The sequence below is a fragment of the Streptomyces sp. NPDC056503 genome (assembly GCF_042794995.1).
GTDB lineage: Bacteria > Actinomycetota > Actinomycetes > Streptomycetales > Streptomycetaceae > Streptomyces.
Genome location: NZ_JBHTST010000096.1, coordinates 1 through 15,119 on the forward strand (window position 1 = coordinate 1; position 15,119 = coordinate 15,119).

Here is a 15,119-nt window from a genome sequence, read left to right on the forward strand (position 1 = left end):
GCGCCTTTCCCGGGTCCCGGGGAGGCGCTCCGCGGCCGTTCCCCCGCCGTTCAGCCACCGTTCCCGTGGGCGCGCGATGGTGTGCGCGACATCCGGCCATCAGCAGGGGAGAAACCAGACGCCATGGCGCTCAACCGCAGAGAGTTCACCCGGAAGTCCGCCGTCGCGGGCTTCGCCCTCACCGGCGCCGTCGGTGTGCTCGCCACCGCCCCCGAGGCCCTCGCGAGCGACGACCGCGACCACGGCGGGCACGGCCACGACGACGGCCACGGCCACGACGGCCACGGCCACCACCGCCTCGGCTACGGTCCGCTCGTCGCCGACCCCGACGGCATCCTCGCCCTCCCCGAGGGCTTCGCCTACCGCGTCGTCACCCGCACCGGCGTCACCCGCCTGGAGACCGGCGAGTTCACCCCCTCCAACCACGACGGCGCCGCCACCTTCGCCGGCCCGCGCGGCGCCACGTACCTCGTCTACAACCACGAGCTCAAGGGCGACCGCGCCAAGTGGGAGCACCCGGTCCCGCTCACCGAGGGCCTCGTCTACGACCCGGCCGCGGCCGGCGGCTGCACCGTCGTCGAGGTGCACCGCGACGGCACCGTCGCCGAGTGGGTCGGCATCTCCGGCACCTCCACCAACTGCGCCGGCGGCCGCACCGCCTGGGGCACCTGGCTGACCTGCGAGGAGAACTCCGACCTCGCCGGCAAGAACGGCATGACCAAGGACCACGGGTACGTCTTCGAGGTCGACCCGCGCGACCGCCGGGCCAACCTCGACCCCCAGCCCCTGAAGTTCTTCGGCCGGTACGACCACGAGGCCGTCGTCATCGACCCCAAGCGCGGCCCCGCCTACCTCACCGAGGACGCCTCCGGCCCCAACGGCCTCCTCTTCCGCTGGGTCCCGCCGCAGGGCTTCGAGCACGGCCGGGGCCGGCTGCGCACCCTCGCCGACGACGCCGGCGTCCTCCAGGCCTTCCGGTGCGTCGACTCCGCCGGCCGGTTCGTCGACGACCTCTCCCGCGCCACCCGCATCGGCACCGTCTACGGCGTCGACTGGGTGGACGTCCCCGACCGCGACGCCCGCACCACTCCGGTCCGCCGGCAGTTCGCCGACGGCCGGGTCACCCGGGCCCGGAAGCTGGAGGGCATGTGGTGGGCGGACGGCGGCGCCTACGTCGTCTCCTCGTACGCCCGTGAGGAGAGCCCCGGCGCGGCCCACGACGGCCAGGTCTGGTTCTACGACCCCAAGCGCCGCACGCTCACCCTCAAGGTGCTGCTCGGCCTGAACCCGGCGCCCGAGGAGGACGGCGCCTACGACGGTCCGGACAACATCACGGTCTCGCCGTACGGCGGGCTCGTCATCGCGGAGGACGGCGAGGGCGTGTCGCACCTCTTCGGCGCGACCGACTCGGGCCGCACCTACCCGATCGCCCGCAACGACCTCAACGACAGCGAGTTCACCGGGGTCGTCTTCTCGCCCGACGGGGACACCCTGTACGCCTCCATCCAGACCCCGGGCATCATGGTCGCGATCACCGGTCCCTGGCGTCGCCAGCCCCGCCGCTGACGCCCGCGCGGGCCTCCCGCTCCCGCGTGGAAGCCGTGAGGATTCGCGTCGGGTTCACGACGGGTTCCCGCCAGGTTCCCTGATCCCCTGTCGGCTCCATGGACTGACATCTAACCTGTCAGTCCATGGACGACGCTCTGCGGCCCGTGGGCCGGACCCTCTTGCGCGACCGGGCCTACGAGTCGCTGCGCGAGGCGATCGTGCGCGGTGACCTCGCGCCCGGCGCCCTTCTCAAGGACGCCGACCTCGCCGACCGCCTCGGCCTCTCCCGCGCGCCCGTCCGCGACGCCCTGGCCCGGCTCACCGTCGAGGGCCTCGTCGAGACCAAGCCGCAGAGCTACACCCGGGTCACCCGGCCGGTCACCCGGATCGTCCGGGACGCCGCCTCCGTGGTGCGGGTCATGCACGAACTCGCCGCCCGCACCGCCGTGCCGCTGCTCGGCCCCGAGGCCATCCGCGCCATGCGCGAGGCCAACGAGCGGTTCGCCGCAGCCGTCCGCGCCTCCGACGTCGAGGCCGCCCTCGCCGCCGACGACGAACTGCACCAGGTCCTCGTCGGCGCCAGCGGCAACCACGCGGCCGCCGCCACCATCGACCGCTACACCCCGCTGATCCGCCGGGTCGAACGCCGGCTCTTCGGGGACTCCGGCAGCTGCGGCTCCGCCGAGCTCCACGCCCGCCTCATCGACGCCTGCGCCGCCGGGGACGCGGAGGAGGCCGTCCGGATCACCAGCGAGATCTGGGCCGCGCTCGAACAGCTCGCCGACGACGCCACCGAGGTCGCCGAGGTCACCGGCATCCCCGCGCCCGCGGAGCCGTGACCCGCGCTCCTGCCGCACCGCCGGCCCGCGGAGCCGTGACCCGCGCTCCCGCCGCACCGCCGGCCCCGGAGCCGCAAGCCTTGCCGTCCCGTCCGTCACCCCAGGAGAGCCGCCCGTGCCGATCACCGACTTCGACCGCTATCCGCTCCTCTTCGGGCCCTCCCCGGTCCATCCGATGGAACGGCTCGCCCACCACCTCGGCGGGGCCTCCCTCTGGGCGAAGCGCGAGGACTGCAACTCCGGTGTCGCGTACGGCGGGAACAAGACCCGCAAGCTGGAGTACCTGGTCGCCGACGCCCTCGCGCAGGGCTGCGACACCCTCGTCTCCATCGGCGGCGTGCAGTCCAACCACACCCGCCAGGTCGCCGCCGTCGCCGCCCGCGCCGGACTCCGGTGCGTGCTGGTGCAGGAGAGCTGGGTCGAGTGGCCCGACGCCGTCTACGACAAGGTCGGCAACATCCTGATCAGCCGGCTCGCCGGCGCCGACGTGCGGCTGGTGCGGGCCGGCTTCGGGATCGGCTTCAAGGAGAGCTGGGAGCAGGCGCTGCGCGAGGTCGAGGAGGGCGGCGGGAAGCCGTACGCGATCCCGGCCGGCGCCTCCGACCACCCGCTCGGCGGCCTCGGCTTCGCCCACTGGGCCTACGAGGTGGCCGAGCAGGAGCGGGAGCTCGGCGTCTTCTTCGACACCGTCGTCGTCTGCTCGGTGACCGGTTCGACCCAGGCCGGGATGGTCGCCGGCTTCGCCGCGCTCTCCGAGGAGGGCGCCCGGCCGCGCCGGATCATCGGGATCGACGCCTCCGCGAAGCCCGCCGAGACCCAGGAGCAGATCACCCGGATCGCCCGCTCCACCGCCGCCCTCATCGGCGTCGAGCGCGAGGTCGCCGACGCCGAGGTCGAGCTGGACGACCGCTACCACGCCGGCGTCTACGGCGTCCCGGACGAGGCCACCCTCGACGCGATGCGGCTCGCCGCCCGCACCGAGGGCATGATCACCGACCCCGTCTACGAGGGGAAGTCGATGGCCGGGCTGATCGACCTGGTGGACCGGGGCGAGATCGCGCGCGACGCGACCGTGCTCTACGCCCACCTCGGCGGCCAGCCCGCCCTCAACGCCTACAGCGCGCTGTTCTGACGGCCGCGCGCGGACCGGCCGCTCAGAGCGACTGGGCGGCCGGCTTCACCATGCCCCGGACCGTCCGGGACTTCACGAACTCGCCCATCGCCGTCATCTCCCACTCGCCGGAGAACTGCTTGATGAGCTTGGCCATCATCACGCCGGTCTGCGGCTCGGCGGAGGTCAGGTCGAAGCGCACCAGCTCCTCGCCGGTCGCCGCGTCCATCAGCCGGCAGTACGCCTTGGCGACCTCGGTGAACTTCTGTCCGGAGAAGGAGTTCACCGTGAACACGAGCCCGGTGGCGTCGGCCGGCAGCCGACCCAGGTCGACGGTGATGACCTCGTCGTCGCCCGCGCCCTCGCCCGTCAGGTTGTCCCCGGAGTGGCGGACCGACCCGCCGAGGATGGTCAGCTTGCCGAAGTAGCAGCTGTCCAGGTGGTTGCGCTGGGGGCCGTACGCGATGACCGAGGCGTCCAGGTCGATGTCCTTGCCCCGGTACGCGGGCTCCCAGCCGAGGCCCATCTTCACCTGGGAGAGCAGCGGACGGCCGCCCTTGACCAGCGACACCGTCTGGTTCTTCTGGAGGTTGACCCGGCCCTTGTCGAGGTTGATCTTGCCCGAGGGGGCCGGGGCGGCGGCCGGGGCGGCGGCGGCGAGCCGCGGGTCCACCGGCGGGGCCGGCGGCATCGGCGGGGGAGTGAAGGAGGGCAGGGTCTGCGCGGGCGGGGCCACGGGCGCCGGGGCCACGGGGGCGGCGGCCGGGGCGGCGGCGGGCTCCTCGTCCACGCTCACGCCGAAGTCGGTCGCGATGCCGGCCAGGCCGTTCGCGTACCCCTGGCCGACGGCGCGGACCTTCCACGCGCCGTTGCGCAGGTAGATCTCGACGACCACCAGGGCCGTCTCGGTGGCCAGCTGGGGCGGGGTGAAGGTGGCGATGACCGCGCCGCTGTCGGCGTCGCGGACGGTCGCGGTGGGCTCGATGCCCTGGAAGGTCTGTCCTGCGGCGTCCGGGCTGGCCGTGACCACGATCCTCTCGATGCCGGCGGGCAGGCCGCCGGTGTCCACCAGGATCGCGTCCGGCGCCGTGCCGCCGCCGGAGCGGTAGGTGACACCGGGGCCCGCGGGCTGGTTGTAGAAGATGAAGTCGTCGTCCGAGCGCACCTTGCCGTTGGCGCCGAGCAGCAGGCCCGAGACGTCGAGCCGCACGGGAGCGGCGACGTCCACCGCCACGCGGGGGCCGGTGAGCGGGAGGTTCGAGCCGGGGGTCATTGCGGTCATGCCAGGCTCAACGATCCGGGTCCCTTTGCCGTTCCCTTACCCACGGCGGGTTCGGCCACCCTGGTTACGGGGGTGGTTCCGCGCCTGCCGCTCGTTGCCGAAACGGTACGCCCCGGTCCAGCGGGCCATCAGCAGCTGAAGGTCGCCGGACTCCGCCTCGGCCAGGAACCTCGCCGCCCGGGCGCCGCGCAGCACCCCGGCGGCCCGCCCCTGGTGGGTGAGGACGACGGAGCCGTCCTTGCGCGCCTCGTACGAAAAACCCTGTGGTCGTGGCATGCCGGGCATCCTGCCCGTCCCGGGCAGGTCCGTCATATGAATTATCTTTCGCATCGTGGGTGGGAGCTCTTTTACGACCGGGGACGTCGACGAGGCACGTCAGGAACTCGACGCGCGCTACTACGCGAGCCGGATGGACGTCGTGGACCCGCACCGGTCCTTCGCGGCCCGCTTCGACATCGTCGAGTTCGGCCCGCTGGTCATCGGCGACCTGAGCTGCGGGGCCGACGTGCGGATGAGCTTCGGCGAACTCGGCGCGTACCACGTCAACGCCCCGCTCAGCGGCACCATGGAGATGCGCCAGGGCAGGGGCCCCGCCGTCCACGCCTCCGCCCGCGAGGCGCTGCTCCTCGACCCCGCCGGCGACACCATCCTCGACCGCTGGAGCGGCGACGGGCGGATCCTCTCCGTCAAGGTCGGCGCCGCCGAGCTGCGCGACCGCCTGGAGAGCCTGCTCGGCCGCCCGCCCCAGGGCGGCCTCGCCTTCCGGCCCGGACTCGACATCTCGCGCGGCCCCGGTCTCGGCTGGGTGCGCTTCGCCCGCCGGGTCGCCGCCGAGGCGCTCGCCGGGGAGGGCCTCGCCCACCACGAACTCGTCGCCCGCCCCCTGCAGGAGGCGCTGCTCAACGGCCTGCTCCTCGCCGCCGACCACCCCTGGCGCGACGAGCTCGCCCACCCCGGCGGGCCGCGCCGCCCCGCGCCGGTCAAGCGGGCCATGGACGCGGTGCGGGAGCGGCCCGAGCACCCCTTCACCACCGCCGAACTCGCCACGCACGCGCGCGTGAGCGTCCGCAGGCTCCAGGAGTCCTTCCGGGAGTACGTCGGGATGTCCCCGATGGCGTACGTCCGGGAGGTCCGGCTCGAACGGGTCCAGGCGGAGCTGCGGGCGGCCGAGCCGGACGAGGTGAGCGTCAGCGAGGTCGCCTGGCGCTGGGGCTTCGCCCACCAGGGACGTTTCGCCGCGCACTACCGGGAGAAGTTCGGCGAGTCCCCGTCCCGGACGCTGCGGACGGCGCCCTGAGGCGGTCGGTGCGCCCCCGTGTGCCCGTCGTGCTCCCGGCGACCGCGCATTCCGGACAGAGGCCGCGTTACGCGGCTCGCGGCGATCTTGGTGGCGGCCTACGGTGGGGGCGTCCGGCGCTGCCAGCGCGCGCCGTCGAACCGGGCCCGGCCGGATCCCCCGTATCACCGGCCGGGCCCGCGGACGGCTGCCGCACCCGGACCCGCGCGCGCCGGACCGGCCCCCGCCCCTGGACACCCGCTTCGGCACCTTCGTACGGTCGACCCCTGCGGGCACCCGCCCGGGCGGGTCAGGGGGCGGTGAAGGCGCCGCCTATGTGGAGGTCCTCGGGGGTGCCGGGGGCGGGGAGGCCCTGGGCGGAGAGGAGCCCGGGGGCGTAGCGTTCCGAGTCGTCCCGGGGGACGTAGCCGAGGGCCCGGGCGGGCTCCAGGTCCCACCACTCGCGGGTGTTGGCCGAGGAGCCGTACACCACGGTGTGCCCGACGGACTCCGCCGTGAGCGCCGCGTGCAGCAGGCGGGCGCAGTCCGCGGGGCTCAGCCAGAGGGAGAGCATCCGGACCGACGTGGGCTCGGGGAAGCAGGAGCCGATGCGTACCGAGACCGTCTCGACGCGGTGCCGGTCCCAGTAGAGCTGCGCCAGGTCCTCGCCGAAGCACTTGGAGAGGCCGTAGTAGGTGTCGGGCCGGTGCGGGGCGGTGACCGGCACCAGGGGCTCGCCGTCGCGCGGGCGGGGGGTGAAGCCGACGGCGTGGTTGCTGGAGGCGAAGACGACGCGGCGGACGCCCTCCTCGCGGGCCGCCTCGTAGAGGCGGTGCAGGCCGGTGACGTTCGCCGCGACGATCGCGTCGAAGTCGGCCTCCACGGAGATGCCCGCGAGGTGCACGATCGCGTCGACCCCCCGCACCGCCTCCCGCACCGCCTCCCGGTCGGCGAGGTCGGCGACGATCGCGTCCGGCGCGTCGGGCACGGGCGCGACGTCGAGGAGGCGGAGCTCGTAGCCGTACGCCGGGAGCAGCTCCCGCATGAGGGTGCCGACGCCGCCGGCGGCACCGGTGAGCAGGAGGGTGCGGGGTGCGGGCATCGGGGCCACTCCTCGACTGGAGGACGTCATTCATGGACGTGGACACGCTAGGGAGGGGTCGAGGGGTCGTCAAGCCGCCGTCTCACCGGGCTTCTTCTCCTTGACCGGGGCCTTGGGCGGGGCTAGCGTTCATGCGACGTTCATGGATGTGAACGTTCGTGAGCCCCTGTGACGCGTACGTTCGGAGCGCCCGTGACCACCCCCGCCCGCCCCCGTACGGGAGTCTTCCTCTATCCCTGGGACGTCGACGGCGACCCCGCCGCCCCCGCGCTCCTCGCCGGACTGGGCGTCCGGCAGGTCACGCTCGCCGCCGCCTACCACTCCACCAGGGCGCTCAGCCCCCGCCACCCGAGCCGACGGGTCGTCACCGCCGAGCACGCCGCCGTGCTCTACCCGCCGGACCCGGAGCGCTGGGCCGGCCGCCGGCTCGCCCCGTACCCCGCGGGCGACTGGGCTCCGGGCGACGCCTGGGCGCGGGCCGCCGAGGCGCTCGAAGGCACCGGCCTCGACGTGCACAGCTGGGTCGTCCTCGCCCACAACTCCCGGCTCGGCGCCGAACACCCGGACACCTCCGTCGTCAACGCCCACGGCGACCGCTACCCGTGGGCCCCCTGCATCGCGCACCCCGAGGTCCGCTCCCTGCTCGTCGACCTCGCCGCCGAGGCCGCCGTCCGCCCCGGCGCGACCGGCACCGAGCTGGAGTCCTGCGGCTGGTACGGCTACGCCCACCTGCACGCCCACGACAAGACCGGCGGCGTCCCGCTCGACGACCGCGCCCGGCTGCTGCTGTCGCTCTGCTTCTGCCCGCACTGCCGGCGGGGTTACGCGGCCGGGGGCGCCGACCCGGACGCGCTGGCCGCCGCCGTCCGCACCGCCCTCACGCCCGTCTGGGCGGGCACCGGACCCGCCGGCGAGCTCGGCGACCTCGCCGCGCCCGCCCTCGCCTGGCGGGCCGGGACCGCCCGCTCCTTCCAGGAGGCCGCGGTCGCCGCCGTGCGGGCCGCCGCCCCGCCCGGCTTCCGGATCCTGCTGCACGCCGACCCCGACCCGTACGGCTGCGGCGCGGACGCCGGCACCGAACCGGCGCACGTCCTCGGCCTCGCCGACGGCGTGGTGGCCCGCCCCGGCCGGCTCGCAGCCTTCGCCGCCCACCGGCCGCCCGGCGGCACCGTCGCCGCGAACCTCTCCGTCGTCGCCGGCATGGGCGGCGCCCCCGGCCGGCTCGCCGAGGACGCCCGGCGCGCCCTCGCCGACGGCGCCACCGAACTCCGGCTCTACCACGCGGGCCTGGCCTCCGACGCCGACCTGGCGGCGGTCCGCGCCGCCCTGGCGCGGCTCGGCTAGGGCGGCGCGGCCGGAGCGCCTCGGGCCCCGGTCGACGGCGTGCCCCGGCTCAGACCAGGCGGCCGTCCCTGGCCACCACCCGGCCCGCCCGGACCACCAGGTCCCGGCGCGGCAGGTCCACCACGACCTGCGGCAGGCACTCGCCCTCGACCAGCATGAAGTCGGCCGGGGAGCCCGGCCGCAGATCGGCGGCCGGCAGGCCCATGAGCGCGGCCCCGCCGTCGGCGGCGATCGCGAAGCAGGCCTCCAGCTCCTCGTCGAGCCGGGCGTCCAGGGCCCAGCCGGCCAGCCAGGCGCGGTGCAGCATGTCGGCGTCGCCGTACGGGCTCCAGCTGTCGCGGACGCCGTCGGAGCCGAGGCCGACCGTCACCCCGCGCTCGGCGAGCCGGCGGAACGGCAGGACCGTCGTCTCGCCCAGGGCGACCGTGGTCAGCGCGACCCCGGACTCCGCCAGGAGGTCGGCCAGTTCGTCCAGCTCCCGGTCGGCGAGGCCCGCCACCGCGAAGGCGTGCGCCACCGCGACCTTCCCGCGCAGCCCGGCGGCGCGGGTGCGGGCGGCGATGTCCCGGATCACCGCGAGGCCCGGCTCGCCCCGGTCGTGCAGATGGACGTCGAGCCCCAGGCCGTGCTTCTCGGCGAGACCGAAGACCAGTCCGAGCTGATCGCCGTCCCCGCCGCCGGTGGCGTCGAAGCCGGTCGGATCGATCCCGCCCATATGGCTGACCAGACCGCTCGCCGCCGCCTCGGCGAGCAGCTCCGCCACGCCCGGGGTCCGGACCACGCCGTGCTGCGGGAAGGCGACCAGCTCGACGTCGACGATCCCGGCCAGCTTCGCGGCGGCCTCCGCGACGCCCTCGATCCCGGCCAGCCCGTAGGCGGGCGCCACGTCCGCGTGGGCCCGCATGGCCCGGGTGCCCAGGGCCGCCGCGTGGGACATCAGGCGCAGCGCCCGCTCGCCCACCGGGGTGGGCAGCGAGCGGGCCAGTTCCACGTCCTCGGCCACGTGGTCGGCGATGCCCCGGGCCGGGCGGCGGCGGTGCCAGGGCTCGCCCCAGGAGGTCTTGTCCGGGTGGATGTGCGCGTCGACCAGTGTGGGCAGGGCGAGCCGCCCGCCCCCGTCGACCCGCTCGACGGCCACGCCCTCGGGGAGCTCCGCGACGAGCGTCCCGTCGACGGCGATCAGGTCGCCGGCGGGACCGCCGAAGGGCCGTACGTCGTGGAAGAGGGTCGCGGTGCGGGGCGTGGGGCTCACGGAGGTCTCCTTCGACTCTGACGGAACCCTTTTGGTATACCATGTGGCCGGCCTTGGGTGGGCGGTCGGCCGGGCGGCCGCGCAGGGCGGGGGCAGGGGCGGGGTGCCGGGTCACGGGCGGGCGTCCTGGACGGATGGTCCCGAGTGGACGGCCCAGGGCGGATGGTCCAGAGCGGATGGTCCCGAGTGGACGGCCCAGGGCGGATGGTCCAGAGCGGATGGTCCCGAGTGGACGGCCCAGGGTGAGTGGTCCCGAGAGGGCGGCCCAGGGCGAGTGGTCCCGAGCGGGCGGGGCCCGGGCGGATGGTCCCGAGCGGGCGGGCCAAGGCGGGCCCCTCCCTCACCAGGCCAGCTTCTCCAGCGCGTCCAGGTCGAGCGGCGCCGTCGGCGCGGGCCCGGGACCGGCGACCTCCGGGCCGCCCTCCCCGCCGTTCGGCCCCACCCGCAGCTCCGCCCAGATGGTCTTCCCCCGTCGCCCGTACCGGGTGCCCCACCGCTCCGCGAACCGCGCCACCAGGTACAGCCCGCGCCCGCCCTCGTCCGTCTCCGCCGCGTGCCGCAGGTGCGGCGAGGTGCTGCTGCCGTCCGACACCTCGCACACCAGCGTCCGGTCGTGGAGCAGCCGCACCCGCACCGGGTCCGCCCCGTACCGCACCGCGTTGGTGACCAGCTCGCTCAGGATCAGCTCCACCGCGAAGACGGCCTCCTCAAGACCCCACTCGGCGAGCTTGGCCGCCGCGGCGTTCCGCACCGGCGACACCGCCGCCGGGTCCCGCGCCACCTCCCACTCCGCGATCCGGTCCGCGGGAAGCCGCCGGGTCCGCGCCACGAGCAGCGCGATGTCGTCCCGGGGCGCCGGCGACAGCAGGCTCGCCAGCACGTCCGCGCAGGTCTGCTCGGGGCTCCGCGCCGGCCGTTCCAGCGTCCGGCGCAGCAGCCGCAGCCCCGTCCCCACGTCACGCCCCTGGTCCTCCAGGAGCCCGTCGGTGAACAGCACCAGCCTGCTGTCCTCCGCCAGCCGCAGCTCCGTCGACTCGAACGGCACGTCCCCGAGCCCCAGCCCCAGCGGCAGCCCCGGCGGCAGCGACGGGAACTCCACCCGCCCGTCCGCGCCCACCACCGCGGGCCCCGGGTGCCCGGCACTCGCCACCGTGCACACCCCGGACGCCGGGTCGTAGATCGCGTACAGACAGGTCGCGCCGGTGATGGTCTCCTGCCGTCGCCCCCGCCCGCCGTCGCCCGCCACGGCCGGCTCCGCCTCCTCGTCGATCCGTCCGGCCAGCTCGTCCAGATGGCCCAGGATCTCGTCCGGCGGCACGTCCAGCGTCGAGAAGTTGTGCACCGCCGTCCGCAGCCGCCCCATCGTCGCCGCCGCGTGCAGCCCGTGCCCCACCACGTCGCCCACCACCAGCGCCACCCGCGCCCCCGGCAGCGGGATCACGTCGAACCAGTCGCCGCCCACCCCCGCCTTCGCCGGCAGGTAGCGGTACGCCACCTCCACCGCGTTCTGCGCGGGCAGCACCCGCGGCAGCAGGCTCCGCTGGAGCGTCACCGCCATCGCGTGCTCCCGGGTGAACCGCCGGGCGTTGTCGATCGCCACCGCCGCCCGCGCCGCCAGCTCCTCCGCGAACTCCAGGTCCTCCTCCCCGAACGGCTCCGCCGTGTCCGCCCGCCAGAAGTTCGCCATCCCCAGCACCACGTCCCGGGCCAGCAGCGGCACCGTGAGCAGCGAGTGCATGCCGTAGGCCAGCGCCCCGGCCGCCCCCTCCGGGTCCTGCGCCCGCCAGCCGTCCGCCGCCGCCAGCTCCGCCTGCACCACCGCGTGCCCCTCGGACAGCGCCGTCGCCATCGGCGTGCTCGGCACGTGGAAGCGGATCACCTCGCCGACCGGCTGGAGCGGCTGCTCCTCCCGCACCCCGCTCAGCGCGGTCCGGCGCATCTCCGCCAGCGTCGCGTCCTGCGGCGGCTCCTCGCCCCGCAGCACCGGTTCGAGCAGCTCCACGGTGGCGAAGTCCGCGAACCGCGGCACCGCCACCTCCGCCAGCTCCTCCGTCGTCCGGACCACCTCCAGGGTCGTCCCGATCCGCACGCCCGCCTCGTAGAGCAGCTGGAGCCGGCCCCTGGCCACCGCCGCCCGGCCGGAGAGCGCGGCCAGCTCGGTGGTGTCCCGCATCGTCATCACGCTGCCCGAGCCGGAGCCGTCCGGGCCGGTGGGCCGCACGCTCACCGCGAGCAGCCGGTCGCCCGCCCGGTGCACCTCGTCCGTGGCGGTCCGCCCGGACTCCAGGAGCTCGACCGTACGGGGATCGAGCCCGAGCTCGGAGACCGGCCGCCGCTCGGCGTCCGCCGACAGGCCGAGCAGCCGCCGCGCCTCGTCGTTGGCGAGCAGCAGCCGTTTGTCCGCGCCGACGATCAGCACGCCCTCGCGGACCGCGTGCAGCACCGCCTCGTGGTGCTCCTTCATCCGGGTCATCTCGGCCGGGCCCAGGCCGTGCGTCTGGCGCCGCAGCCGCTGCGACACCAGCGCCGCGCCGCCCACCGCGAGGAGCAGCGCGCCCCCGCCGGCGGCCAGCAGCACCACCAGCCGGCCCTGCACCACCTCGCTGATCGACTGCACCTCGATGCCGCTCGTCACCATGCCGACGATCCGGCCGTCGTCGGCCACCACCGGCACCACGGCCCGCACCGCGTCGTTCGGGGCGCCCCGGAAGGTCTCGGTGTACGACTCGCCGTCCACCACCGCCCGGGAGAGGTCGCCGGTCGCCTTCTCGCCGATCAGCTCGGACTCGGCGTCCGTGTACCGGATCCCGTCCCTGCCGAGGACCGCGACGAAGTCCACCCCGGTCGCCACCCGGGTCTGCTCCGCCCGTTTCTGGAGCGCCGCCGTCGGGTCCGGCGAGGTCAGCGCCGTGTCCACGCCGGGCGCCTTCGCGAAGGCCTCCGCCACCGCCAGCGACCGCATCCGGGCGTCCCGCAGCACGTCCTGCCGGGCCTGCTGGAAGGTGACGAGCACCGCCGCCACGATCACCAGGAGCGCGATCAGCGCCTCCAGGGCGAGGACCTGCCCGGCCAGGCTCCGCAGCCCGGAGCCGTGCCCCGGGCGCGCGCCGTCCCGGCGGGCCCTCATTCCGTGCTCCGGGCGATGAGCAGCGCCACGTCGTCCTGGGCGCCGGGGCGGCGCAGCTCCCGCAGCAGCCGGTCGCAGCTCTCCTCCAGGGACAGCTCCCGGGTCGCGTCGACGAGCGAGACGAGCAGCGCGAGCCGTTCGTCGATGGGGGCGTCCCGGGTCTCGATCAGCCCGTCCGTGTACAGCACCAGCCGGTCGCCGGGGCGGAACGGCACCCGCTCGGTGCGGAAGGTGCCCCCGCCGACGCCCAGCGGCACCCCGGTGGAGACGTCGACCAGCTCGGCCGGGCCGTCGGCCGGGAGCCGCACCGGCGGCAGATGGCCCGCGTTGGAGATCCGGCAGTGTCGCCGCAGCGGATCGTGCACGGCGAAGAAGCAGGTGGCGATGGACTGTTCGAGGCCGACCGCGATCCGGTCCAGATGGCGCAGCACCTGCCGGGGGGAGAGGTCCAGGTCCGCGAAGGCGCGGATGGCGGTCCGCAGCCGGCCCATGGTCGCCGCCGCCTCGATGCCGCTGCCCATCACGTCCCCGACCACCAGGGCCGTCTTCTCGTCGGGCAGCGCGATCACGTCGTACCAGTCCCCGCCGACCTCGCTCGACGCCTGGGCCGGCTGGTAGCGGGCCGCGGCCTCCAGGCCGGGGCGGGCGGGCGGAGCGCCCGGCAGCAGACTGCGCTGGAGGGTGACGGCCGAGTTCCGCACGCTCTGGTACCAGCGGGCGTTGTCGATGCTGACGGCCGCGCGGGCCGCCAGCTCCACGGCGAGCAGCACGTCGTCCGCGTCGAACGGCAGGGGGTTGTTCCGGTCCCGCTTCAGGTCGAGCGCCCCGAGCACCTCGCCGCGCGCGATCAGCGGCACCGCCAGGTACGAGTGCACCCCGGCCCGCGCCAGCTGCCCGGCCGCCTCCGGGCCGCGCGCGATCCGCGGCAGGTCCTCGGGACCGACCTCGGCCACCAGGACCGGCCGTCCGGTGTGCACGCACCGGGTCACCAGCCGGTCCGCGCCGTACAGCGCGACCGAACCGGGCGGGTCGGCGGCCGGCAGCGCCTCCGTGTCGTGCCCGGCCTTCACCGCGAGCGCCCGGAAGAGCGCCGGGCCCTGCTCGGGGCTGTCCGGCCGGCGCAGGGCGAGCACCGAGTCGAGGACGTCGACGGCGGCCACGTCGGCGAGCGCCGGCACCACCACCTCCGCCAGCTCGTCCGCCGTCCGCTCCACCTCCAGGGTGGTGCCCACCCGGGCCGAGGCGTCCGCGATCAGGGCGAGTCGCCGCCGGGACCGGTCGGCCTCCGCGTCGGCCCGGTGCCGCTCGGTGACGTCGACCACCCAGGCCGCCACCCCGAGGACCCGGCCGCCGGCCGCCTCCAGGCGGTAGAAAGACACCGACCAGGCGTGCCGGCCGCCGCCCGGGTCGGACGGCGTGGCGCTCATCGCCTGGAGGTCGAGCAGCGGCGCCCCCGTCTCCAGGACCCGCCGGGCCGCCGCCTCCAGCGGTGCCGCGTCGACGCCCGGCAGCACCTCCGAGGGCCGGCGGCCCAGGTGCCGGGCGGCCGGCAGCCCGTTGAACCGTTCGAGGGACGGGTTGACCAGCACGTACCGCAGGTCGGTGTCGAGGACCGCGAGCCCGATCGGCGACTGGTCGACCAGCCGGTCGGAGAGGGCCAGCTCGGTCTCCACCCGGGCGACGGCGGCCCGGTCCGCGACGATGCCGAGCGCGTACAGGTCGCCCAGGTCGTCGGTGAGCCGCATGTTGCGGAACTCCACCTCGCGGGTCGACCCGTCCTTGTGCCGTATGGGAAAGGTGCCCGCCCAGGTGGTGCCGCGCCCCAGCACCTCGCCGAAGAGCCGCATGGCCTCGGTCCGGTGCTCCTCGCCGACGATCAGCCGGGCCACGTACTGCCCGAGGGCCTCGTCGGCCCGGTACCCGAAGAGGGTCTCCGCCTGCGGGCTCCACAGCACGATCCGCCCGGCCGAGTCCACCACCACGGCGGCCACCCCGATCGCGTCGAGCAGCCCCTGGGTGTCGAAGGCGACCCCGGACCCGGTCGTCGCACCGGACCCGGGCATCGCGCCGGACCCGGTCGTCGCACCGGACCCCGAGGCCGGTCCGGGCGGAGGCGGCGCGCCGCCGGGCACGCCGCCGCGCCCCTCCTCCGTCCCCGTGCCCGTCTCCGGGAAGGAACCGGCCGTCACCCTGCCCTCCTCCCGCCGAGCCCGCGTCCCCTTCCATGCTCCTCGGCCC

11 protein-coding genes are annotated in these 15,119 nt (G+C 75.6%); 5 read left to right on the forward strand and 6 right to left on the reverse strand.

Translation table 11 applies throughout. The features are described 5' to 3' along the window. Window positions 1–123: 123 nt before the first annotated feature. From ACFQ8C_RS25355 to ACFQ8C_RS25365, 3 genes are all read left to right on the forward strand, one after another. A complete protein-coding gene (locus tag ACFQ8C_RS25355; protein WP_383461608.1) occupies window positions 124–1,566 on the forward strand; it encodes an alkaline phosphatase PhoX in 1,443 nt (480 codons plus the stop codon). Window positions 1,567–1,691: 125 nt separating this feature from the next. After that, window positions 1,692–2,387, forward strand: coding sequence for a GntR family transcriptional regulator (locus ACFQ8C_RS25360; protein WP_383461609.1), 696 nt, complete (start codon window positions 1,692–1,694; stop codon window positions 2,385–2,387). 175 nt (window positions 2,388–2,562) lie between these two features. Next, window positions 2,563–3,519 carry a 1-aminocyclopropane-1-carboxylate deaminase gene (locus tag ACFQ8C_RS25365; RefSeq protein WP_383461643.1) on the forward strand — a complete coding sequence of 319 codons (957 nt, stop codon included), beginning with the start codon at window positions 2,563–2,565 and terminating at the stop codon, window positions 3,517–3,519. 22 nt (window positions 3,520–3,541) lie between these two features. Here ACFQ8C_RS25365 and ACFQ8C_RS25370 read toward each other — a convergent pair whose 3' ends face one another. Together ACFQ8C_RS25370 and ACFQ8C_RS25375 are read right to left on the reverse strand one after the other, a co-directional pair. Then, entirely contained in the window at window positions 3,542–4,771 is a 1,230-nt protein-coding gene (locus tag ACFQ8C_RS25370; protein WP_383461644.1) for a TerD family protein, read from the reverse strand. Between the two features lie 45 nt (window positions 4,772–4,816). Beyond that, window positions 4,817–5,056 (reverse strand): hypothetical protein, encoded by a 240-nt coding sequence (locus ACFQ8C_RS25375; RefSeq protein ID WP_383461611.1) that lies wholly within the window; start codon window positions 5,054–5,056, stop codon window positions 4,817–4,819. A 55-nt stretch (window positions 5,057–5,111) separates the two neighbouring features. On the opposite strand from ACFQ8C_RS25375, the gene ACFQ8C_RS25380 reads away from it, so the two are divergent. Next, the gene (locus ACFQ8C_RS25380) at window positions 5,112–6,077 is read left to right on the forward strand and encodes an AraC family transcriptional regulator (RefSeq protein WP_383461612.1); all 966 of its coding nucleotides are present in this window, start codon (window positions 5,112–5,114) and stop codon (window positions 6,075–6,077) included. Between the two features lie 289 nt (window positions 6,078–6,366). Here the strand turns inward: ACFQ8C_RS25380 and ACFQ8C_RS25385 are convergent, their stop codons facing one another. Next, the gene (locus ACFQ8C_RS25385; protein WP_383461614.1) at window positions 6,367–7,158 is read right to left on the reverse strand and encodes an NAD-dependent epimerase/dehydratase family protein; all 792 of its coding nucleotides are present in this window, start codon (window positions 7,156–7,158) and stop codon (window positions 6,367–6,369) included. 192 nt (window positions 7,159–7,350) lie between these two features. Here ACFQ8C_RS25385 and ACFQ8C_RS25390 point away from each other — a divergent pair, with 192 nt between their 5' ends. Further along, window positions 7,351–8,502: a hypothetical protein gene (locus tag ACFQ8C_RS25390; RefSeq protein ID WP_383461616.1), complete on the forward strand. Its 1,152-nt coding sequence runs from the start codon at window positions 7,351–7,353 to the stop codon at window positions 8,500–8,502. Window positions 8,503–8,551: 49 nt separating this feature from the next. On the opposite strand, the gene ACFQ8C_RS25395 is transcribed toward ACFQ8C_RS25390, so the two are convergent. The 3 genes from ACFQ8C_RS25395 to ACFQ8C_RS25405 all read right to left on the reverse strand — a co-directional run bounded on the left by ACFQ8C_RS25395 (window position 8,552) and on the right by ACFQ8C_RS25405 (window position 14,944). Beyond that, on the reverse strand, window positions 8,552–9,754 hold the full coding sequence (locus tag ACFQ8C_RS25395) for an amidohydrolase (protein WP_383461617.1): 1,203 nt from the start codon (window positions 9,752–9,754) through the stop codon (window positions 8,552–8,554). Window positions 9,755–10,094: 340 nt separating this feature from the next. Continuing rightward, on the reverse strand, window positions 10,095–12,881 hold the full coding sequence (locus ACFQ8C_RS25400) for a SpoIIE family protein phosphatase (protein WP_383461619.1): 2,787 nt from the start codon (window positions 12,879–12,881) through the stop codon (window positions 10,095–10,097). Further along, on the reverse strand, window positions 12,878–14,944 hold the full coding sequence (locus ACFQ8C_RS25405; RefSeq protein ID WP_383461645.1) for a SpoIIE family protein phosphatase: 2,067 nt from the start codon (window positions 14,942–14,944) through the stop codon (window positions 12,878–12,880). Before ACFQ8C_RS25405 ends, ACFQ8C_RS25400 begins: the two co-directional genes overlap by 4 nt. Window positions 14,945–15,119: the final 175 nt, after the last annotated feature.